The organism is Ferrovum myxofaciens (genome assembly GCF_013181415.1).
Classification (GTDB): domain Bacteria; phylum Pseudomonadota; class Gammaproteobacteria; order Burkholderiales; family Ferrovaceae; genus Ferrovum; species Ferrovum myxofaciens.
Window position 1 is genome coordinate 1,006,897 of sequence record NZ_CP053676.1, and the last position, 22,161, is coordinate 1,029,057.

The 22,161-nt window shown below is 53.9% G+C and carries 23 protein-coding genes and 2 pseudogenes; 8 read left to right on the forward strand and 17 right to left on the reverse strand.

Going from position 1 to position 22,161, the window contains the following annotated elements:
* Positions 1-8 precede the first annotated feature (8 nt).
* Complete coding sequence (locus HO274_RS04875) at positions 9-752, forward strand: glycosyltransferase (RefSeq protein WP_273121854.1); 744 nt, start codon at positions 9-11, stop codon at positions 750-752.
* 19 nt (positions 753-771) lie between these two features.
* Here the strand turns inward: HO274_RS04875 and HO274_RS04880 are convergent, their stop codons facing one another.
* From HO274_RS04880 to HO274_RS04900, 5 genes are all read right to left on the reverse strand, one after another.
* A complete protein-coding gene (locus HO274_RS04880) occupies positions 772-1,740 on the reverse strand; it encodes a glycosyltransferase family 2 protein (protein ID WP_273121856.1) in 969 nt (322 codons plus the stop codon).
* Between the two features lie 189 nt (positions 1,741-1,929).
* On the reverse strand, positions 1,930-2,406 hold the full coding sequence (locus tag HO274_RS04885; RefSeq protein WP_273121858.1) for a Mu transposase domain-containing protein: 477 nt from the start codon (positions 2,404-2,406) through the stop codon (positions 1,930-1,932).
* A gap of 71 nt (positions 2,407-2,477) precedes the next feature.
* Positions 2,478-2,942, reverse strand: coding sequence for an IS21 family transposase (istA, locus tag HO274_RS04890; protein ID WP_420537377.1), 465 nt, complete (start codon positions 2,940-2,942; stop codon positions 2,478-2,480).
* Positions 2,943-3,291: 349 nt separating this feature from the next.
* Positions 3,292-3,588, reverse strand: a complete 297-nt coding sequence (locus HO274_RS04895) for a helix-turn-helix domain-containing protein (RefSeq protein WP_273121860.1) — start codon at positions 3,586-3,588, stop codon at positions 3,292-3,294.
* A gap of 2 nt (positions 3,589-3,590) precedes the next feature.
* Complete coding sequence (locus HO274_RS04900; protein WP_273121861.1) at positions 3,591-3,929, reverse strand: type II toxin-antitoxin system RelE/ParE family toxin; 339 nt, start codon at positions 3,927-3,929, stop codon at positions 3,591-3,593.
* Between the two features lie 561 nt (positions 3,930-4,490).
* Here HO274_RS04900 and HO274_RS04905 point away from each other — a divergent pair.
* The 6 genes and pseudogenes from HO274_RS04905 (at position 4,491) to HO274_RS04935 (ending at position 8,746) form a co-directional block, all read left to right on the forward strand.
* Entirely contained in the window at positions 4,491-4,853 is a 363-nt protein-coding gene (locus HO274_RS04905) for a hypothetical protein (RefSeq protein WP_273121862.1), read from the forward strand.
* Positions 4,854-4,955: 102 nt separating this feature from the next.
* Entirely contained in the window at positions 4,956-5,966 is a 1,011-nt protein-coding gene (locus HO274_RS04910; protein ID WP_273121863.1) for a hypothetical protein, read from the forward strand.
* Positions 5,963-6,799: pseudogene (locus HO274_RS04920) on the forward strand (ExeA family protein). The gene HO274_RS04910 and the pseudogene HO274_RS04920 overlap by 4 nt, the downstream one beginning before the upstream one ends.
* 83 nt (positions 6,800-6,882) lie before the next feature.
* Positions 6,883-7,305, forward strand: coding sequence for a hypothetical protein (locus HO274_RS04925; RefSeq protein WP_273121867.1), 423 nt, complete (start codon positions 6,883-6,885; stop codon positions 7,303-7,305).
* A 13-nt stretch (positions 7,306-7,318) separates the two neighbouring features.
* Complete coding sequence (locus HO274_RS04930) at positions 7,319-7,639, forward strand: helix-turn-helix domain-containing protein (RefSeq protein ID WP_323492809.1); 321 nt, start codon at positions 7,319-7,321, stop codon at positions 7,637-7,639.
* Between the two features lie 75 nt (positions 7,640-7,714).
* The gene (locus HO274_RS04935) at positions 7,715-8,746 is read left to right on the forward strand and encodes an AAA family ATPase (RefSeq protein WP_273121871.1); all 1,032 of its coding nucleotides are present in this window, start codon (positions 7,715-7,717) and stop codon (positions 8,744-8,746) included.
* A 63-nt stretch (positions 8,747-8,809) separates the two neighbouring features.
* Here HO274_RS04935 and HO274_RS04940 read toward each other — a convergent pair whose 3' ends face one another.
* The 5 genes from HO274_RS04940 to HO274_RS04960 all read right to left on the reverse strand — a co-directional run bounded on the left by HO274_RS04940 (position 8,810) and on the right by HO274_RS04960 (position 12,185).
* Positions 8,810-9,073 carry a type II toxin-antitoxin system RelB/DinJ family antitoxin gene (locus HO274_RS04940; RefSeq protein WP_031598138.1) on the reverse strand — a complete coding sequence of 88 codons (264 nt, stop codon included), beginning with the start codon at positions 9,071-9,073 and terminating at the stop codon, positions 8,810-8,812.
* Positions 9,074-9,153: 80 nt separating this feature from the next.
* Positions 9,154-9,375, reverse strand: coding sequence for a hypothetical protein (locus tag HO274_RS04945; RefSeq protein ID WP_273121873.1), 222 nt, complete (start codon positions 9,373-9,375; stop codon positions 9,154-9,156).
* A gap of 190 nt (positions 9,376-9,565) precedes the next feature.
* Positions 9,566-9,853, reverse strand: a complete 288-nt coding sequence (locus HO274_RS04950; RefSeq protein WP_273120760.1) for a hypothetical protein — start codon at positions 9,851-9,853, stop codon at positions 9,566-9,568.
* Positions 9,854-9,870: 17 nt separating this feature from the next.
* Complete coding sequence (locus tag HO274_RS04955; protein WP_273121874.1) at positions 9,871-10,722, reverse strand: ExeA family protein; 852 nt, start codon at positions 10,720-10,722, stop codon at positions 9,871-9,873.
* Entirely contained in the window at positions 10,719-12,185 is a 1,467-nt protein-coding gene (locus HO274_RS04960) for a DDE-type integrase/transposase/recombinase (protein WP_273121876.1), read from the reverse strand. The genes HO274_RS04955 and HO274_RS04960 overlap by 4 nt, the downstream gene beginning before the upstream one ends.
* A 353-nt stretch (positions 12,186-12,538) precedes the next feature.
* Between HO274_RS04960 and HO274_RS04965 the strand changes: the two genes are divergently transcribed.
* Positions 12,539-13,414, forward strand: a complete 876-nt coding sequence (locus tag HO274_RS04965) for a putative transposase (protein ID WP_273121877.1) — start codon at positions 12,539-12,541, stop codon at positions 13,412-13,414.
* Positions 13,415-13,466: 52 nt separating this feature from the next.
* Here the strand turns inward: HO274_RS04965 and HO274_RS04970 are convergent, their stop codons facing one another.
* The 7 genes and pseudogenes from HO274_RS04970 to HO274_RS04995 form a co-directional block, all read right to left on the reverse strand.
* A complete protein-coding gene (locus tag HO274_RS04970) occupies positions 13,467-14,630 on the reverse strand; it encodes a Fic family protein (RefSeq protein ID WP_062188633.1) in 1,164 nt (387 codons plus the stop codon).
* 132 nt (positions 14,631-14,762) lie between these two features.
* On the reverse strand, positions 14,763-15,044 hold the full coding sequence (locus tag HO274_RS13525; RefSeq protein ID WP_420537378.1) for a helix-turn-helix domain-containing protein: 282 nt from the start codon (positions 15,042-15,044) through the stop codon (positions 14,763-14,765).
* A 74-nt stretch (positions 15,045-15,118) separates the two neighbouring features.
* Positions 15,119-16,645 carry a transposase gene (locus HO274_RS04975; RefSeq protein ID WP_273121878.1) on the reverse strand — a complete coding sequence of 509 codons (1,527 nt, stop codon included), beginning with the start codon at positions 16,643-16,645 and terminating at the stop codon, positions 15,119-15,121.
* Positions 16,642-16,734: pseudogene (locus HO274_RS04980) on the reverse strand (transposase); the annotation flags it as partial. The pseudogene HO274_RS04980 and the gene HO274_RS04975, both read right to left, overlap by 4 nt.
* A 70-nt stretch (positions 16,735-16,804) precedes the next feature.
* The gene (locus tag HO274_RS04985; RefSeq protein WP_273121879.1) at positions 16,805-16,981 is read right to left on the reverse strand and encodes a hypothetical protein; all 177 of its coding nucleotides are present in this window, start codon (positions 16,979-16,981) and stop codon (positions 16,805-16,807) included.
* A gap of 1,828 nt (positions 16,982-18,809) precedes the next feature.
* Positions 18,810-19,022, reverse strand: a complete 213-nt coding sequence (locus HO274_RS04990; RefSeq protein WP_273121881.1) for a DUF6447 family protein — start codon at positions 19,020-19,022, stop codon at positions 18,810-18,812.
* Between the two features lie 148 nt (positions 19,023-19,170).
* Complete coding sequence (locus HO274_RS04995) at positions 19,171-22,032, reverse strand: DUF4214 domain-containing protein (RefSeq protein ID WP_273121882.1); 2,862 nt, start codon at positions 22,030-22,032, stop codon at positions 19,171-19,173.
* Positions 22,033-22,161 lie beyond the last annotated feature (129 nt).

The window sequence follows — 22,161 nt, forward strand, 5'->3', positions numbered from 1 at the left end:
TCCTTCCCATGACCGACCCGCGCCCCCCCAAGATCGTCGTCTCCATCGTCAGTCACCGTCAGGCCTCTCTGGTCCAGACCCTGCTGGGGGATTTGGCGCAGCACGCCCCCGATGTGGCGATCTGTCTCACAGCCAACCTGCCCGAACCTCCTCCCACGGCCCTTCTCCCCTTCACGCTTCTCACCAACCCTCACCCCAAGGGGTTTGGTGAGAACCACAATGCTGCCTTCCAGCACTGCGATGCCGACTTTTTCTGCGTCCTCAACCCGGATATCCGTCTCACCACCAACCCCTTCCCGGCGCTTCTGGACTGCTTGAGCGACCCCCAAGTCGGACTGGTCGTCCCACAGGTCACCACGGTCCAAGGAATCCCCGAAGACAACGCCCGTCACTTTCCCACCCTGGCCGGATTGGTGAAGAAAGTATTTGGCTTGAGCGATGGACGGATCCACGCGCCGGAAAACTCACCAATCTCCATCGATTGGGCTGCCGGCATGTTCCTGATGTTTCGGGCGGATGCCTTTCGTGCCATCCGGGGATTCGATGAGAATTTTTTTCTGTATTACGAAGACGTGGACATCTGCGTCCGCCTCTGGGCCCAGCACTGGCAGGTCAGACTCTGCCCCCAAACTTCCGTCATTCACAATGCACAACGGGACAGCCGCAGGAAACTGCGCTACACCCTATGGCACCTGTCCAGCATGGCTCGCTATTTCTTCAAGCATGGGCTTCTAAAAGCCCCTACCCGCTAAAATCAACCCGCAACCCTGCTCATATCCGGTTGAACAGCGCTGCCAGGAACAATCCCAATTGCCCGACAAGGTGCTGTCGGTACACCCCCGAGCGCTTCAAACCCAGCAAGCGCTTGCCCAGGGTTTGCTGTCGGGCCCATAGAAACGTTCTGAGAATCAAAGCATTTTCAAGCGTCAAGCAAGGCCCCAAACTCTGCAATGCACGCGCATGAATGTCTGTCCAAAGAACATAGCGTCGCTTCCACATGAAGCCCAGACGAGCCCAGCGTTTCGACCAACTGATACTGGCCCCCACCAGATTCTGCCCATGCTGACGGTAGCGTAAGGTAGGAATGGGATCGTAATGTACTTGCCCCCCGCACCCCGTTACCACCAGATAGGTCCACCAGTCGAAGGTGACCACTTCCACCCCAGGTTCCACCGATCGGAGCAGGGCGCAGGCGGCAGCATTGAACACCATGGTATTGCCCCCGGCAATATTCTGCATGAGGGCGTTGGCAAAGGATGGAGGCCTGCGCATCAAGGGAGAAAACCCACGGTCCCGCCCCTGCTCATCCACCAGACGCGTGCGCGCACAATACAGAGCCGGAATAGAGGGGGGTACCATGGACAACCAAGCCACGGCTCGGGTCAACTTTTCCGGTTCCCACAGGTCATCCTGATCCGAATAAGCGTAATAATCCGCATTGATTTCAGGGCAGCACACCAGAGACAAGAAATTAGCCACGAATCCCTGATGGGGTCCCGCCACCACCGTCATGCGTTTCCCCCAACGTTCCTGATACTCCGCCAGAATCTCCAGGGTCCTGTCCGTAGACCCATCATCCGACGCCCACACATACCAGTTCCCATAGTGCTGAGCCTCGTAGGAAGCCAACTGTTCACGCAGAAATGCCCCACCATTATAGGTGGCCAGCAGGATGGCGACAGATGTGTGAGACCCTGTGTTCTCCAGATCAGGATCTTCCAAGTTATGCAAGAGTGACATCACAGCCTCAGCAAGGTTCTTTATGGGCATCCTTGCCATTAAAAAGCAACCGGGTTAAGCAGGGCTTAACGACTCTGAGGGTTGCCCACCCGAAAACATGAAGCAATGGGGATGAATTCGGTTGGTGATACCCGGATTTCGTGAGTTTCATGATACCACGGTCACGATAACCAGAATCACCGGTCATCTTCACCAGAATACGCAACTGGGATAGATTTCCGCGAGAGCCAGAATGAGACGCAGGTGGTGACGGGTATTGAGTTGTTTGTGCTGTAATCCTTCGTAGAAGGCAGGGGCATGGGGCGAAAGGGCCAGGAAGTTCATGACCAGGCGCTGTTCACGGGCATGCTGACGCTGGTTCAGCAGGACCTTGGCGTGATCCGGTTGTTCGATGTCCTGATGCCGGTCATAGCAGCGGACATGACGGGCGATGAGTTGTCCGTCGTAATAGGCACACAGGCGATCAGGATGGGCCTTGATGGTCAGACGGCGGTGTGCATAATCAGCGGGAACGGAGTAGTGGTTGGTGTCGACGGTAAAGCGGAACTGACTGTTGGCCACCAAACTGAGGGTGCGGGCATAGTCGTAAGGATTGGAATTGAGCGGGCGTAGGTGTGGTTTCTCTTCAATGAACAGATCACAGGGGGCGTTGTCGTGTCTCGCCATGACAACGGACATTGGCGATGGTATCGAGCCAGAGTTTGGCGGCCGGGTTGATGAGTTGGAAATCCTTGAGTTCACGGCCATTGAGGAAATTCTTCTTGACATAGCCAACGCCGGACTCGACGCGGCCCCTTTTCATTTCCCTTTGCTACATTACAGGCCGTGATATCGAAGCCGTAGTGGCGGGAGAAATCGAGGTACTTGGGGTTGAGGACAGGGGCCTCGCCGACGAGGCGACTGAGGACGGCTGACTTGAGGTTATCCACCATGATTCTGGTAGGGACCCCACCAAAGGCCTGGAAAGCGTGTTCGTGGCAGGCGAGGAAATGCTCCATGGTTTGGGAGACAGTGAATTCGATGTAGGTCATGCGACTGTAGGCCAGGACCATGACGAAGAAGGAGAGGCGACGGCGGGTATTACCGACGGCGATGGTGGAGAATTCACCCCAGTCGACCTGGGCACATTCACCGGGGCTGAAATGGAGTTTGAGGTAGACCGGACGCTGGACGGGGCGGGTTTGGCGGACATGGTCACGCACCAGGGTCAGGCTACCGGTATAACCTTCCTCGAGCAGTACTTTTGGTGTCGACGATTGCGTGGATCAGGACGGAATAACTTGTGGCAATTTAGGCACTTGAAGCGATAGCCCGTAGCCATGACCATGCCCTCCCAGAGGAAAAGCAGTTCGCAGGGATGGGGCAAAGCCCCACCTCGCAAAACATGATCATAAAGTTACAGCGACGATATCACTGAAAGAATCGGAAAGTTGAGGGTTCGGTGAATCTGGATTATGTGACAGTCACAATAAATATCACCCCCCCTTAGCCGACTTGACTTCCAATTTCAAACTGCTGCTTTTGGCCCAATTTCAAGTTGCTGATGACATTTTATCGAGCATTGACCAAACTGGACATAACAAATACCGGATCCTGAGCGACGAGATTGAGCAAAGCAACAGCAGGTCCGTGTGGCTTACGATCACCGCGTTCCCAGTGACGTAGGGTATATAGGCTGATACGACAACGGGCTGCAAATTCCATTTGCGTCAACCCTGTCATCTGGCGAATCGCTTTGACATCAGGAACTGCTATGCGATGTAACACAACGCCTGAAACATCTTTCCCGCTCGCATGACCGATAGCTTGCTCCAGGCCAATTCTGATTTTATCGAATGCAGTCTCCATGATTATTCTCCAAAAGCAACTGATACCAGTTGATCCACTAAATTCTTCAGACCGTTGCGTTCTGCCTGACTCAAATTGGCACGATCATTCTTACCAAATACCGTCAAGAGATACAGGGGAATCCGTTCATCGTAAAAATAGTAAATCACCCGTACCCCGGCACTCTTCCCTCGATTGCCTTTGGCCCAGCGTAATTTCCGCACGCCCCCAGTCCCCTGTATGAGTACACCCGCTTTTGGTTCTTGTGCCAGATAACTGATCAACTCACGGCGCTCATCCTCTGACAAGAGCGACTGCGCCGCCGACGAAAAAGCAGATAACTCGGCAATAGTCTGATACATATGAGCAGTGTAATCCATTGGATGACTTATATCAATTACTCCGATAATTAATCCTCGCGTCTTCTAGCCTCAGACACAAAGATGAAAATCTATATTCAATCACCTTTTTTTGTCAGCATGGTTTCATGAGTATGCAGCAAACCCGCTAAAGTACCCTCATCGACAATGATGGAGAAGCCACCTCTGAGTGTGATCAGTTATTTTGATGGATTTTCAGGGTTTGGTGATCATTTTGGATGAGGGTTGAGGGGGGTGACGCCCTCACGGGGGTTGATTTCCAACCCCCGTTTGAGCGAGTCTTTGGTTTCCCAACCAATAAAGACTATCCAAAGTGTCTCACATTCTTTTTTCCGATCCCACTCTTTTTTCGCGCCTGCAGGAGTTTGATGCCGAATTGGCACAGGAGACCCTGGCAAAGGGCTGCCCCCATTGTGGCGAGAAGTTGCATCGGGCGTACTATCCCAGAAAGCCCCGGGGTGTTGTCTCCCGCACTAAATCGCGATCCACCGGCTATTTTTTCTCGTAATACGCCACCGTAAAGAAGTAGGGGGTGGTGAAGGAATGCGAGCGGGGAGAGTGCAGACCGGAGTGGTCATTGGACGCAAGGTGTATGTTGGCTTGGTGGTGGTTCTTGCTTCCTGCTGCCGGGGGCGCATCCATGCCTGGTTCTCCAGGGTATTGGCCAGCACAGGAGTGTCTCTGCGTACCTTGCATCGCTGGCGTTCATTCTGGCGCAAGACATTCCCTTCCACCTCGTTCTGGCGGGAGGCCCGTGGGCGTTTCATGCCGCTCCCTGATCCGGCAGCATTCCCGCTGTCACTTTGCCAGTCTTTTGGCGGATCGGACACGGAACAAACAGTGGCCTGTCTGCGCTTTCTGAAGCCGATCACCATCGGCCCCATGATCATGATCAGTGAGGGTTGAGTCACACACGCAGAAGATGCATCTATTAACATCCAGGGTTCTTCATTAACCTCATCTCCAACGCTTGGTTGCCACCGGCACCGCGTCATCAGGAGATTGGCCTTGAAACCGAACGATCCAAACCACCGTGATCGCTGGGCGCAGTTGCGCTTTGCCATCATCGGTCCCTTGTTTGCATCCCCGCCAGCCGATGGAGAACTCTCCGGCAAACTCAACGAACTGGCCAGCAGAACCTGGGCCCATCCCGTGACTGGTCTCCCCGTTCGATTCGGACTGTCCACCATCGAGCGCTGGTATTACCGTGCCCGTCGGGAAGACGACCCCGTCGGGGTATTGAAGAATCGTCCGGGCAGTCACTTTGGGACCTTCCCCTGTCTGGCCCTGGAAGTCCGCGAACAACTGGTAGGTCAGTATCAGGAACATCCCGGCTGGACCGTCAAGTTGCACCATGACAACCTGATCAGCCAAAACCGGGAAAACACTCTGGAAGTTCCCTCCTATCCCACCATCCGGCGCTTCCTCAGATCACGCGGGTTGTTTCGCGCCCACCGCCCCAAACGACAGACCCCCGGAGCTCTGGCCGCACAGGAACGGCTCGAACAACGGGAGAATCTGGCCACTCAGGCCTGGGTAGAACAGGAATACAACCGGACTCTCCACAGTGAGATTCGTTGTACTCCCATGGAACGGTACTTGCAGGCTCCTCAGGTCGGCAGACCCAGTCCCTCTGCTGAAGAACTTGAATGTGCCTTTCGCCTGAAAGTTTCCAGAAAACAACGCCGCTGTGATGGGACCCTCATGCTGGAAGGACAGCGTTTTGAAATTCCTTCACGCTATCGCAACCTCGAGACAGTTCATCTGCGCTATGCCCGCTGGGACCTCAGTCGGGTGGACATGATGGATCCACGCAATGATCAGATACTCTGTGCCATTCACCCCCTGAACAACACTGCCAATGCGTCGGGGAACCGGCGTCGGTTCGAATCCCCCGGGCCCTCCCTGTCGTCAGCCCCGGCCACGGGCATGGCTCCCTTGCTGCGGGAGTTGATGGCCGAGTACGCTGCTTCTGGTTTGCCCCCGGCCTACCTTCCCACGGAGGAGGAGCAACCATGAACCCTCAAATCCTGTCCCTGTATGGGCTCAAATGGAACCCCTTCTCGCAGGAGATTCCCACACGCGCACTGTACCTCCCCCCACGCATGGCCGACTTCTGCTGGCGGATCGAGAATGTACTGATTCAGGAAGGAGGCTTTGCCATGGTGCACGGTGAACCCGGAACCTGAAAGAGTGTTCTGCTGCGCCATATTGCCGGTCGATTGGAGCAACTGCCGGACATCATTGTGGGCACCATCAGCCATCCACAAAGCCAGTTGGGTGATTTCTATCGCGAAATGGGAGATATCTTCGGAGTAACCCTGACCCCAAGCAATCGCTGGGGGGGATTCAAGGCCTTGCGGGAACGTTGGCTCACCTATCTGGACTCCTGCCGTCAGCGCCCGATATTGATCATCGATGAGGCTCAGGAGATGGGTCCCCAGGTTCTGAGTGAACTGCGTCTGATGTCCAGTGCCAAGTTTGATTCATTGCCGTTGCTGGGGATTATCCTGGCGGGTGATGCCCGGCTCCCGGAACGGTTGAGGAGTGAAGACCTCATCCCCCTGGGCAGCCGTATCCGCTGTCGCTATGTAACGGAATATGCCAGTCGGGAAGAACTGGGATCGTTCCTTGAACACTTGCTCACCGAGGCGGGAAATCCCGGACTGATGACGCAGGGTCTGTGTCATACGCTCTGCGACCATGCCGCCGGGAACTACCGAATCTTGACCAGCATGGCCGCAGAACTGCTCTCTGCGGGAGCCCGCAGAAACCTGCCCCAACTGGACGAGAAACTCTATCTCGAGGTGTTTGCCACCCCCAATGTCACCACGCAGCGCAGGAAGAGGTGACAAGCAACGGTCATGGATGACGGTCATCAGGAGGGTCATCCAGCCGTTCAAGAGAAACCGGTTACGCAGTAACGGAGATGGAAATGGCCAAAGATTCCGCACAAAGGCAGGCACAATACCGGTCAAAGCGTCCCTATGCGGGAGTAGACGGCAACGGTGAGCGTCGGATCAATACCTGGGTATCTACCGGGTGTGCCTTGGCACTGGCACGCCTGGCCCGGCATAAGGGGACGACCCAGCGGCAGATCATCGAGCGATTGATATTGACTGAGGATCAGCAGGTCATCAATGCATTCCCCCTTGACCGGTTCGACGAGCAGTTCGATGAATACCTCGCGGTCAATCTGTACAAGACCAGAAAAGCAAAAAACAAGGTTGTCCGCGCCTGCATATGTTTAATCACGTTATGCTTGTCAGGCTATACCCGGACGGATATAATTCACAGAAAGAAGAGCGCCAATTGCTCTGAACGCGGCCAAAATATATGGTTGCCTCACGTGGGTTAAGCCGGAGATCATGATGCGAAGCAGCGAAAACCATACAGGGACGGACAACGTGCTTGTCGATCTGGGGATCGACGGCGGAGAAGAGTTGTCCGCGAAGGCCGTGCTCGCTGTCAAGATCAATGACCTAATCGACCAGCGCGACCTCAGCCAGACCGAAGTAGCCGCCATCATCGGTATGACGCAGCCCAAGGTGTCCCAGGTTCGGCGCTATAAGCTCCAGAACATTTCCCTTGAGCGTCTAATGCAGGCGCTCGTATCGCTCGACCAGCACGTCGAGATAGTAATTCGACCTGCACGCTGCACCGATTCCGCCGGCATTACGGTGGCCGCATGAAGGGCTCGCTGCTTGGCATCGACGGGGAGAGTCTCCTCGGACGTGCTTCCGCACATACTTCAAGGGAGGGACGGCATGGCTAGCGCGGAACAATTGAAAGCTCTGGTGAAGTCCCATATCAGCCGGGATGACGGTCAGTTTTATTCCGTCGCCATGCAAGTGGCCGCCCACGAAGCCAAGGTCGGGCACGGAAAACTGGCGGAAGAACTGCGCGATATGATCGATGCAGCGAAGGCCCGTGTGGTACCGGGCGAACCAGGCAAGCTGGTTCCACTTGCCCGACCGCGCGGCGAACTCGCCAATCTGCTCGGTGTAACTTACCCAAAGAATCGGCTTGCGGACATGGTGCTTGATGTGCAGGCATCGGAGCAACTGCACCGCATCTTGAAGGAGCAGCGCCTGTTCGCGCGTATTCGTGAGCATGGCCTGTCGCCGCGTCGCAAATTGCTTTTGGTGGGGCCTCCCGGTACGGGCAAAACGATGACGGCATCGGTGCTGGCCGGCGAGCTGGGCGTTCCTTTGTTCCTGGTGCGGTTGGACGCGCTTATCACCAAATTCATGGGCGAGACCGCTGCGAAGCTGCGTCAGGTTTTCGATGCGATTGCCGAGGTGCGTGGGGTCTATTTCTTTGATGAGTTCGATGCGATCGGATCGCAGCGAGGGCTAGCCAACGATGTCGGCGAGATTAGGCGTGTGCTCAACAGCTTTCTGCAGATGATCGAGCACGACGAGTCGAACAGTCTCATCATCGCCGCAACCAACCATCCGGAAATTCTAGACCACGCCTTATTCCGTCGTTTCGACGACATGATCGAATATCACCTCCCGACAGTGGCGCAGGCGGGCGAACTAATTCGCTCGCGTTTGGGCGGTTTCGTACCTAAACCGTTCCCGCTTAAGGTACTGGCCGCTAAAGCCGAGGGGCTCAGCTACGCTGAGATCCGCCGCGCCGTAGATGATGCGATTAAAGAAGCGGTTATGCATGACGAAGAACGCACCACGCAAGAACGCCTGAGTCTCGCGTTGCTGGAGCGCCGACAGCTCAGCCAAAAGCTGGCAAATAACAATAAGACAACGTCCAGCCATGCCGGATCAACCTCACGATAAGCGTCCGCACCTCGTACTGCACAACACTCTCGCTTGTAATCGCGCCTAAACTGTCCGGTTTGCTCAATCTTCCGCATTCAGATCCGCCATCAGGTCATCAACGGAGTTAAATGATTGCAATTTTCCGCGCCTCGCCTCCTTCATGGCGGCAATGGTTTCGGCATTCGGAATCAAGGGCTCGAACGGCAAAGCCTTGTCGTGGGCCACTCGGGTCAGCATGATACGGAAAGCATCAGACACAGTGAGCCCCATCGCCTCCAGGACAACGGAGGCCTCTTCCTTGATGTGTTCGTCAATTCGGGCGCGTACAACGGCATTGGCAGACATGGTGATACCCCTTAATCATGCTTCGTGGGCCACATTGTAGCACAGTCAATAATGACAAGGGAACCGGGGCAATCCAGAAATCAATCGTCGAGGTTAGTCCTTTTGGAGCCCGACGTAATCCCCTGCCCTGCTGCCAGCAAGGCTTCCTTGGTAAATCGAATCAGCACCTCTTCGTCACCTATCTGGATCTCTGCCCCCTGAGCGGAATCAAGATGATTGATGGTTTGATTTGCACGCTCTGTGATGGGTTGTAGACGGCTGTCAGAATCCGCATAAATCTGATGGTGGATTTGACTGAGCAATATTGTGACCGTCACGCAAATGTGAGGGTTGAGGGATTGCGATGGGGTGGTGAACGACCGCAGTGCTTATGCGGTGCTGAGTGGTGCAAATTGTTTGAGGGTTTTCCGGGAGCCAGGGATTTTGTTCCCATCCTCAGGAAGGGGGGGGCCGGGCTGACCCAGAGGGGCTGCCCGGCTGAGAGTGCGAAGTTCAGAACAGTTCTTCGGTTACATTGGGACGATAGCCGAAAGCGGCGTTTTGCGAGGTGGCGCTGCGCGCCATCCCTGCGAACGGCTTTTCTGGAGGAATGAGTTGGTCGGCATGATGGCTCAGGATCTGGGCGTAGTAGGCTGCTTCAAAGCGGTGATACAACTGCACCAGAACATCGGCCAGCGCCGCTGCGGCCTCATTGGAGAGTTCCGGAAGTTCAATGTCGAGGATGGCGGTGGGTGGACGCTTGTTACGGCGCGAGGTGAAGATCAACTTTCTCTTGGTCATGATTTTCCTTTGGGTCATTAGCGGGCCCGGGAGTTGCGCCGGGTTGAGTGGGTGGTGGAATTGGGGGAGGCAAACACCTCCAGGTAGAGTTTGTCATCCAGTACGGGTAGTTGGCGTTGTGCGGCCACAGCCAGGAGTTGTGCAGCCAGGTTGGTCAGGAGCCGATAGTTTCCCCCGGCTCGTTCGCACAAGGTATGTTTGAGGCTCGGGCTCATCAGAGTGGGAGCTCCGGCGCTGTCGAGCAGGTGATCCAGGCAAGCGGCCAATTCTTCCCGCGTGGCGTAGTCCAGAGTCAGGCGAACCCGGATACGGGTACCCAGCGGCAACAGTTCTTCCCGGGTCAGAGCCTCGTTCAGGCGGGCATCGCCCGCCAGTACGACGGCCAACAGGGGTTGTGAGTCAAACCGTGCTGAAGCCAACAGGCGTAACTCCAGTAAGGTCTTCGGGCTCATTTCCTGGGCCTCATCAATGAGCAGACAACAGCGGGTCCGGGTGGCTTCGAGGTGACTGATCCAGCGCTCCCGCAGGATCTTGAATCCGCCCCAGCGGTTGCAGGGTTTGAGCGTGACGCCGAAGACCTCGGCCAGTTCGCGGTAGAAATCCCCGAGGTTGCTCTGGGGGTGATTCAGAATTCCTACCGTGAGATCGGTTTGACGTTCCAGGCGTTCGGCCAAGGCCCGTAATGCCACACTCTTGCCGGTACCCGGGTCTCCCTGGATCAGAGCGAAGCCGCCTTCCCGCACATGGACCTGTTCGATGCACCAGAAGAAGTCATTGATCTTGGGGGACAGATAGAGGGCTTCGGTGGGTAATTCGGTATTGAAGGGATTCCATTTCAAACCAAACGGGGTCAACAGAAGGCGGTTCATGGGTGGGTTTCCTGGGCGGGCGAGGCGTCGTCTAATTCCAGATAGGCAGGAGGTAATCCGGTGGCCGCAAACTGTGCCAGCAGATGGCGCATCAGGGGGGCTTGGGGATCAGAGGGCGTGGCCGCACTCTGCGCGCTCTTGAGAAGTGTATCCGGGGTCGGCTGGATGATCTGGCGTCTTCGCCCATCCCCATGGCGGGTCTTGTCCAGAGGATAGATGGTGGCTTGAATGACGCCGCTACGGGGATCAACGATGTCGGCCTGGTTACGGTCCCAGCGAGCGTAGCGTAGCGTCAGTTCGCGCAGATGCCCGAAGGCTTGGGGAATCTCGAAACGCCTGCCATCGAGAGACACGGTGCCATCGCTCTGGCGTTGCTTCCGGGTGACCTCGATTCGAAAGTGACGCCGCAAGGTTTCTGAATCCGGGCACTCGCGCAGGACACTGGGACTGGCAATGAAACGTTGCATGGGGGTGGCACCGTTCAGTTCCCGGTGCGGGCTGACTTGATACTCGTGTTCGACCCAGGCAAAGGAGGCTTCGTTGAGTTGAGCCAGGGTCAGATTGGGAATCGCATCAAGCATGGCCATCAGACGACTTTCCACCCGATTCCAGAGGGTCTCCTGCTTGCCATTCATCCAGGCGCTGCGCGGGCGCGTGTTGAGCGCCAGAATGCCCAAATGATGCAGGCCGGCAGTGAATTCGCCGGAGATCATGGCGGAGCCATTATCACTATAAATCGTTCTGGGTGAACCCCGTCGCTGCAGGGCTTGGGAGACGCAGTGCACCAGGCACTCGGTGTTCTCGTGGGCGTACCATTGCAGGTGGCAGATCAGGCGCGAATGATCGTCGATCACGCCCAGAGCGATTGGGGTGATCCATTCGCCCTGCCGGTTCAGGACCTTGAGAGACCCTTGATGCCCATCCAGATGAAACAGGGCCCCGACATGGGTGGCTTCGAAACTGCGGACTTCACGGGTCCCATCCGGGACGGCAGTGCGCTGGGGACCACCGCGTGGATCACGCACCCGCCATAACCCTTGGGCGCGGAAGAAGCGTAATACGGTGGCGTAGGATGGGAACTCGTTGGCACCAAACACCAGTCTGAGGTTGTCGTAATGCAACTGGATGTTCCATTTGGGACGATCCGCATACTGGGTGCGTATGGCCTGAGCCAAGGGTTCGCTGATGACACGGACAGAGCCCGCATCAAGACGCGGGACGGTGGCCAGGAAGGTGGCAGGATCCGGGCTTTGCCGTGCCCGTGCCAGCCAGCGTTCGAGGGTGGAGACGCCGAAACGTATCTCACCCCCATGAATCGGATGACGCCAGGTCTGGCGACTCAAATCGAGCAGGCGTGACTTCAATTCCCCGCGTGGCGGAGGAGCGGCCAGCAGTTGACCGATGATCAGCAGGCGTAGCCGGGACCATCGATCCCGGGCACTGGTTTCGTTTGGGATGGGCATGAATGAATTTCCTTCGCATGAATTCGGGCACAACGCCCGAGTTGCGAAGCCTATGCCGGAAGGGCCCCCCTGGCTAGCGCCATCTTGTGCGTGACGAGGCCCCTCATTTATTGATCCTCAGTGAGCGTGCTCAGAGGAGCCAGCCAGCGCATTACCTGGGTCATCGAATCCTGCAGAAGAGTGCTCTTGGTCGCTGTGCGTGCAGAGCAACGATGCAGTAATTCACCGGGCAGAGAATGGGCTTCCACCGGGGGGAGAAAACGACCGCGCAGGGTCTGCCATACCGGAGTCAGGATGAATTCTGTCAGCCACCATTGACGCCAGCGCCGGAAGGTCTGGATGGGAACCCCGAAGTGTTGAGAGAGTTTATTGCTTCGCCTCAGGGGCAGGCCATGACACAGGGCGGTGGCAGTACGCGAATGAAACTGGCCATGCGGGAAACCCTGCTGGTTTCAGGCAAGGACTCAATGCCGGTCACCGAAGTGCGTCGTCTGACCTTGACGGGGCATCAGACGGCCATCATCACCAGCGCGCAGCATCTGGGAAATGGGGTCATTGCGGGCCGTATGTTCTCCCGGTGGTGCCAGGAAAACTTCTTCGGCTACATGATGGAACACTATGATATTGATGGACTTGTTGAGTATGGCGCGGAAAGTCTTCCTGGCACCTTATTGACTATCAACCCCACATGGCGCGAACTCGACAAACAGGTCAAAAAAGCACATCAAGCCGAGAGGAAACTTCAGGCAGAACTGACCAGACACACCCTGATGGACAGCGTGGATATTCAGAAAAAAGCCGAATCCGTCGAAGCACTTCAGACCGTGCAGATTGAACTGGCACGACTTCGTGCCGAGCGACGGGATATGCCCCGAAAAGTAACGCTGGACAGTTTGCCCGAGGAGTTGAGAGTAACTCAGTTGTTGCCGTTGAATAAAATGCTGACCGATGTGGTAAAAATGATCGCCTACCGCGCTGAGACCGCCCTGGTAGCGATATTGCGACGTCACTTGAAAAAGGAAGACGAAGCGCGAGCGCTGGTGCGGGAGTTATTCGTGTCTTCTGGTGACATTGAGCCTGATGATGCCGCACAGACACTGACCATCAAAATTCATCGGATGGCAAATCCTGCTCATGACAAGGCGATTGCGAGCCTCCTTGAAGAATTAACGCAGCTCGCTTTTTGTCATCCCGAATCAGGTGCAAGAATGATTTACAAATTGGTATGAGGTGCCAAACTCACATCCTGCTAGATCAGGAAGTCTGAAGTTGCTGTCGCTTTTAGGCATGATCTAAACGGTCAATCCGTGCTTCTGGCTCAAAAAGATCAAGGTAGCCCACAAACTTGTAAAGCCTATTCCGCTTCTGACCCGTTACCTCTTTCACACAACCATCCTTTGCAAGGTTCTGTAATGAGGTTGATGCTGTGACATAGGTGCAATCCAATAATCGTTCTGCTGTTCTGATGTCGATGATTGGATACTCGAACAGCAAGTCGACCAGCGCTAACTCGTTTTTCCCAAATGCCCGTGCTTTAATCATCGTTTCCTCCCGAAACTTGACGATCCGCTGAGCGGTAACAGCTGCTTCATTACTGACTTGCGCGATCCCGGTTAGAAAGAATTTGACCCAGCCCTCCCAATTGCCATTCCTACGAACGTCCATGAGCCGGTCATAATACTCTGCCCTATTCTCTTTCAAAAAGAGACTAATATAGAGCAGAGGTTGTTTAAGCACACTTCGCTCATGAAGCAACAATGAAACCATCAATCTCCCAACACGCCCATTACCATCGAGGAAGGGGTGTATGGTCTCGAATTGAGCATGAATGAGCGCACATTGAACTGTCAGCGGCATGCTCGTCCTGTCATGTAAAAACAATTCCAAGTTTGCCAGCGATTCCATCATGTCTGGCACAGGTGGTGGAACAAATGTTGCAGTAGCCAAAGTGCAGCCTTGTGGCCCGATCCAATTTTGGGTACGGCGAAATTCACCTGGGTCTTTATGCTCACCTCGCACACCATGCAGCAGATGTCCGTGGATTTCGCGAATGAGGCGTAATGAAAGCGGCAGGGTTTCGAGGCGCTTGATACCGTAATTCATGGCGTTCACATAATTGACAACCTCACCGATAGCCTTGGTACGCACCCCCTCGGCGTCCTTTTCGTGCTGCAACACTTCGTCAAGCGTACATTGTATCCCCTCGATTTGCGAGCTCAGCACAGCTTCCTTCTTGACGTACATCGCCACAAAAAGATCAGGATTGGGCAGCAAGGATGAGATACCAGATAGTTGCCCCAATGCAAGATCAGCCTCAGAAAGAATCCTTATCATCTCTGCATCAAATAAAACTGGCGGATTAGGCGGCAGCGGTGCTGTCACATAGGCAAGATACCCCGTCCCTTGCGGAACAGTTTTGCCAGCTCTTGAATTAAAGGGTTTCATAATTTAGCGCCTCCATTACCGTCTTTATTATAGAAATATACTTAATATTATAATAAAGAAGCGCAGCTATGTCCATTATTCAAAACTTCTAAAATTAGTCGTGTAACTACGCGACAAGGTCGATAAAGGATATTATTTGTTCGTGACCACAGATTCTGTCTCGAAAACCTTGCCGTCAACAAACAGACTGAAACCACCCGCAGGCGACTCGTCAACGATCCTGACCCCAGCGTCAGCGAGGACTGTCTTAAGCTTAGACAATGTAGATAAACGAGGTGACATCATTCCAGACTCCATCCGGGCTATCGTGACCAACGCCACGCCAGATTTCTCGGCAAGTGCTTGCTGCGTCCAACCCAACGCTGTACGCGCTGTTTTGAGGGACGTGATTATTTTTAAGGATTGTACATCCATACATTTACTTTATCTTATTAGACATGTATAATGTCATTAGTGTATATCATGCCAGTTACTAAACCTCCCCATGTCTAAAGACAGGGGGTTCTAAGGGCGAACCCGCTGGGGTCTCCTGGCTCTCGTCTTGCGACTACAGCATCCAGGCCATGACCAGCGGCAAACCCTCTATCACAAACGACCTGCTCTAACGGTGTTGCCACCGTGATTTTGCCCGAAGGCTCGATCTTCGCAGGTTCGGAACGCAGCCACCCCGTTTGCAGCAGCACAGGTTTCTGAGCCGCCCACATTGTTTCAATATGGGATGGGTGGTGCGTGTTGCTCATAACGCAGCGTGCGAGGAATGCGGAATACACATCCCGTTGCACAACTCCCGATCCATCCCCCAGCACATGCCACCGCTGACTGAGCGGCTTCTTTGTGAAAACTCCGGTGGTGTGGTCGTACTGCGACATTTTCAGCGACCAGGTGTGCAAATCAATCAACTTGCCGCCAGCACTTTCAGCCTTGCGACGCAATTGTTCGACAAACATTCCTGGCGCTCTGACTTTCACGCTCTTGCCATAATTCTTCTGGAAGGCGAGGTAAGACAGGGTTTCGGACTGGACAACATTACCCAGCCCGAGAATCTGGTTGGCAAGTTCACCATGGGCGCGTTTGCGTTCGGCGGCCAACTTGCGTTCGACTTCCGCATACTCAGTGCGGATTGCTGTATAGCGTTTGCTTGGTGCGAACTTCTGGCCTTTTTTCCACGTCCCGTTCGCATTAAAGCAATGCGGGTTCGTGGCACGTTTAGACCTGTCCATGGCACGCTGCAAGCGGCGCGTTTCTTTCCATGGCTGAATGACGGTATCGCAGAATTTCACCAGCGAGGCGGAATCATCGCCCACTATCGCTATGGTGCTCGGGCCGATGTCCAGACCGACTACCGAGCCTTCGGCAATGGCGTGCTTGGCCGGGGCGATGCCTTCCTGCATGAGTTGCACAAACCAGCGGCGTGAGCCGGAAACAACGCGCCACAGCACGCGGCAATACTTTGTTTTATTGGTGAGCGCTTGGTGCAAATACGGGTCTTGTGTTTTGGAGGGTAGCAAGGCCGGTAGCGTGAGGTCGCCAAACTCGATACAGCCCGTTTCAGGCTTCCAGATGATGTTGGCCGCATTGGTGGTTGCCTCAAGCGAATGCAGGGGGCGGGAAGCACCTTTAAAACGTGGGCGACCGCGTTTACCAAAGGCGTATTGCTGCACGGCCGCGAACACCTGCTCCGCGATGCGCTGGGTTACGTTAGAACCAAGCCGGTCTTTCCATCCCGCTTCATTTTTGCAGGTACGGGCAAAGGTGATGATGGCCGCAGGCGTGAACCCTGCTTCTTTCGAGAGACGCTGAAACTCGCTGCCGCGTAATTTCTTATCGGAGATTGTTCGGGTGTATTGCCAGTCTTTCGACTGTTTCAGCAAACCATGGCGGCGAAGTGCTTCGCCTAAAGTGGCGTTGTACAAACGCCTACCCGCCTCCATGCGCCCGATCAGTATCCGGTCTTCACCGGGTTTCACAACCAGGGGAATGCTGAGAACAAAGGTGGGCGTGGCGGTGCGTTTCATTTGTGCCTTTGCTGCTCGATATATTGTTTAACCACTTCAAGCGGTGCGCCGCCTATCGTCGATACAAAGTAACTATTCGTCCACAAGGTCGTATAGATGCTATTTGTATAATACAAGCGAATCTAAGTCAAAATCAAATTCCCGCTTTCCTCCCCATGGCTAAAGCGAGGGGATTCTCGCGGTGTGGGGTTGAGTTCCATAGGCTTCGGCCCATTTCTCCGCGATGCCACCCACCTTCTCGGCGGGGACGATGAAACTGGTCCAAACGGTATAGCCTCGAATGAAGTGGAACAAAACAGCCTTCAGCGCCGGAGTGATGTCATCGTAGATCTTCATGGGTGTTCCCCAAAATAAATCAGATACCTACTTAACGTATCAAGAGCCCATACGATGACAACAATTCAGATTTATCAACCTGATAGCCGTAATCCAATGCGACATGGTATGAAGGTGGGAGAGAAGAGATCTCACAACAGATAGAAAATACCGGAGAGGGATCAGGCACTGCTTCATGACCCCGAGGCACCTTGACCACGATGACAACAAAATAATTCCCCCCAAATCTTACACCTTCGTGCAACGCAATATCTGGTGAACCAACGCGCAATCGAATGCGGCACCGCTCCCTGTTTGGTGGTGACCCGACCCGTGTTCTCTGACTCCAGAGATCATCGGTCGGGCCGCCACCCGACACAGCCATTCGATTTTGCTACGACGCGTAATGCGTCAGGGCTGCCAAGCCCATGCCGAGGTCCTGCCAAGACTTCGGAATTTCTGCATTGGCGCCCACTGCCGGGAAACTGGCACGGTGGGTGCGAGGGCGAGAGTACCGGGTAATCCTGCGCGAGCAGAGTAAACCGTTGCTTTCAGCCCCTGTCTTCTCCGTTCTTATCGAACGGAAGGAGGTGTGCGGTAGGGAAACGGGACCATGGAGGAAATGCTATGGTGCCCTGGTTGTGGAATACCCGGTACAAGTCCGGGTCTGGGGATGCGTGGAAACCGCATAACCAGTACGCACTGGGATGGCTATGAGGCTGGATAAAAGCCAGCGTCGGTTCGATGAGGCAAGTGCCTCAGGACGGATCGGGCCAGCAGGAGGTGAACAGGGTCGCACCTGGAAGCCCACCTGCGGCATTGATAGCTTAAACCGACAACGCACCTGTTAAATGGTGCTATGTGCGAGACGATGAATTGGGTCTAGGGCTGAATGCCTGCGAATCACCATATAACGGAAACAAAGGCGTACAGGAACCGCTTTACCACCTTCGGGTCCTGGAAATTCTGGAGATGCGCCAGAAAATTGTTCTTTGACCATCCGGGTGAACTCTGGTCGTCGCGATACACAAACAACCTAACCGAAAGCGTTCGATCAGTTTCGGCAGCGCTGGCAGCGTTGTCGGCAACGGAGTCACGATCCGTCGTCCACTGATAGACCGTAAGCGGGCCCATTAGGCAATAAATCTCATGGACGAAATCCATGGGAGAGGTCGAATAGACCACCTCAGGTTGGCACCTGAGCGCCGAAAAGGGTGAGTGCAGAGAGCAGCAAAATCGATTGGAACCTTGGCGGGTTCCGTGGGAGTGGCGGGCTTGGCGGCCCACCGCTGATTTACGCATACCGGTTGGCTCCGGTAGAAATTGGACGATTCATCGTCCGCACGTCCATCACGGACAACAAGGCACTGGATCGCCCATTTTTGGGGGATCAAGGGCTCCATCAGTCCATCACGGACACAACTCAGGCCAGAAACAACGGCCAGCATCATCTCAAGTCAGTTGCGGACATATAGGGCCAGATTCCTTTGATGGTAACCCTATACGTTCAAAACAGACGCATATCAACAATCCACAGGAGGTCATATGAAATGCCATCACCAACCGAGAGAAATCAAGATTCATCGACTCTTCAGGAAAAAACGCAAAACTTCATATCTGCAAAGAAAATGGGGTTGCTATATTTTAAAGTAGCGAAACCAGAGTGACTCAGACATAGGCACATCATCATCGACCCCGGCTAAGTGCCGGGGTTTTTTTGCGGGTTGGCTAAAGTCAGGGTTGGTCACAGTTCTTTTCCGGCCTGCTTTGGACCGGCTTGTCTCCACCAAATAACGGTAGTCCTCCCTGAATACAACGCCGCTCAGTGACCGCGTACCTACCACTTCACTCAATTAAACTGAATCGTTTCCCCCTGAATGGTCGGCAACGCTTCCTTCAACGCCCTGCTATATGCCATCCTTGCTGTCTGAAATACCGCTATCTGCGCTTTCAATCGCTCCATTTCCGCATCCACAAATTGCAGACTGGATAATTGTGCCTTGGCTTCATCTGAAAGTGAATCGAATTCATATTCGGTATTGTCTATCGTAATCTTTGCCATATTGAACTCTCAGTCTTGACTGCCATAAGTCGAAAAAACCCCGCCTCCTTGTGAGAGACAGGGCCTAAATCTGATACAACCCACGGTGAATTGTGGGAAGGGATTTTGCCGGTAGTTTGACGGTTATCCCCCGTAAACCTTACAAATATCAGGCTGTAATGACGATATGTCCAGCAGTGGTTCCAGCAGTAAAGGTATGAGCGGTTCCAATAAGTTGAACTACTGTAAACGCACCCGCAGTTACTGCTGCATTTGCCGCAAAAGTGGCGTTAGTTTCTACTAAAACCGTACAAACAGAACTATTAATAGTAACGGCGTTATCACTGTATACAGTATGTGCAGTCGTACCAGAAACACCAAGTGCATCAAGATATGCATTTAAACTGGCGTAGGCGGTAGTACTGGTAGTAGCCACTGTTAATACAGTGGGGTCACCCCCGAAAATAACTCTATCATTGGCTACAACACCCGCCGAAGGAGTAGTAGCACCCTGAATTGATTCACCCACAAACAGACCTGAGGAACTTGCTCCGCTTGCAGCGATGGTACCGCTACTCGCGTAAGCGGTGAACGTATCGTGAGCGGCAGTGGTGGAAGTATGTGTTCCATCAGTGATGGTAGTAGTGGTTGCAACTCCTCCAGATCCAGCAGCACCTGACGTAACCGAATCAGCCCCTGTGCCTACAGCAACAGTGTTAGCGCCAGAGGCACCGCTCAGGGTAATACTAATCACTGAGTTGTCGGTGCTACCAGAAACCGTAATGTCAGCGGTACTGCTATCACCGAAGGTGCCGGTAACGCCATTTACCAGATTAATAGCCGTTGCTGCGTTGGCCGTCATGTTGGTTTCAGTGATCGTCCCACTGCTTGATCCAGCAAATGTCACTGTGGTCGCGGTAGTCGTATCCGCCGAGTCCAAAATACTGCCCGATATTCCGCTGTTGGTTATCGTCAGAGTATTTGCGCCGGTCGAATCACTGAATGTACCAATCGTCAGCGTACCATTTCCGGAATTAGTAACGGTATGGTTACCCGCACCGCTCAGCGTCAGGGAAGTTAGGGTAACGGCACCTGAGCCAGCATCTGAAACAGTCAAAGCCCCCGCATAAGAGTCTGTCACGCCCAAGGCGGTCAGCAAAACTCCACCCGAGTTGTCCAGCGTCAGATTGGTCAGGTAGTTGTCGGTAAAGGCAGTGAGTGTCAGAGCCTGAGTACTGCTGTCATCGACGGTCAAGCCAGTAACTGTTGAACCAGTACCCAACGCTACCGTATCAGTATTACCAGTTGACGTAGTTGAGTCATCAATCGTCAGGGTACCAGCAAGGGTATCAGTGAGAGTAATGTCGTAGGATCCTGTTGTGCTACCTGTGATATTCAGAGTAGCAAGTGCAACATCACCAATAGTCACCGGAGCAATACTTTCCATATTGATGGTCGTGAGCGCCGTATCGGTAATAGCAACGATATCCAAACCGTAGCTACCTGACCCTGTTATGTTTAACGTCGTCACCCCACCATCCACCAGTGACATAATATCGTTCGCATTTGTACTACCGGATCCAACAGCCGTATTAATCGTCAGCGTTGCATCGCCAGTTACAGTCAGGCTATTGACATATGCTTGGGCGTAACCCGTACTACCTCCGCCGATATTAACGGTAAGGATGTTAGCCCCAGCCGCACCAATCTGGGTAGTAGTGACATTACCTACATCAACACCAGCCGATCCATTGCTATCTTGAATCGTGAGAGACGCAGTAGCAGCCAAGTTGGTGATGTGGGTAACATCAGAACTTACCGTTCCGGCCATACCTACTACTACCAAACTTGAATTGGTCGCGTTGATTGTGGCCTGAATGTTACCATAACTGCCGTTTTCTGCGAAGGTTAACGTTGCGCCACCAGTGTTGTTCAACGTAAGATCGGTCAGGCTAGTGTCAGAAAATGAGGCGGTTTGAACTACAGACGAAGTGTCGTTCACAGTAAAGGCCGCTGTGGATGAATTCAATGCAGTTTCCATCACTGTTCCTGACCCTTGGATATTCAAAGTCGCCAGAGCCGTAGAGGTAATTCCTGAAGCGGTCAGTGTGCTTGTCCCAGTATTATTCAGAGTCAGGCTGGTCATGGCGTTGTCAGTGACCGCGTTAAGGGTCAACGCTGCCGCACTGGAGTCATTCACGGTCACCGTTGCAAGGCTTGTAGGAGTCCCCGCCCAGCCGATGGTCAACGCACCTGTCGCAGATCCGGAATCATTAATAATTAATCCAGTAGTGCCGGAATTTACTGTAAATGTATCCGTTACCGCCGAAGATCCAACCACCATGTTGACAGTGTTGGCACCGCTACTCAGCGCAAATGTATTGGCAGCACTGGTCTGCGTCACCCCGTTAATTGAACCGTAGGAGGCCAGATTGCTCGCAGCAGTCGCCGCAGTTGCTGCTGCTGCCGCATTCGCCGCAGCCAGTGCAACAGGTGACTCTCCCTTGTCCACCGCTTGTATATCCAGAGCCATATTGGATTCAGCAGTGGCAAGGGATGAAGCCGTGTTGAGGACCTGAGATACCGCAACACGAGCTGCATTCGCTGCAGCCGTTCCGCTGTAACCTTCTATCTGTGATTGAGAAGTCAGATCTTCCGTAAAATGAATGGCATAAACATAGCGATTAGCAAGTGTTGCAATATCAACCCCTTGAGCATTCGCCCACATTTGCATCACAATCGTACTAACCGTTGCCGCACCTGTATTTAATTGGTTCACCCAATAGGCCAGCCCACCAACATCCGGGGCACGCCCCAGCAGATTCGCGTAAACCTGGGTCACAACCTGTTTATTGGTCATTCCTCCGTACAAATTCTGGTATTCCTGGCTGGCAGCAAATCCAGCTTGCATGGTTGCAATAGACTTACCAAGCCAATAGTTCATGCCCTCCGGGTCTGCAGGACGGCCAAAGTAAGCCAGATATGCGTCTTCAACATCTGATGCTGTTGCTGTTGCTGTAGCTCCACCCATGTTCTTATTCTCCAGTATGAATACGACAAATAGTACAAAGGATCATGCCTATTGTGAATATTTTTCTCTAAAAGGACTAATCAGAATCCCTTAATCCCTTTAGAGAAAAACCCCACCCCTCTTTTGGAA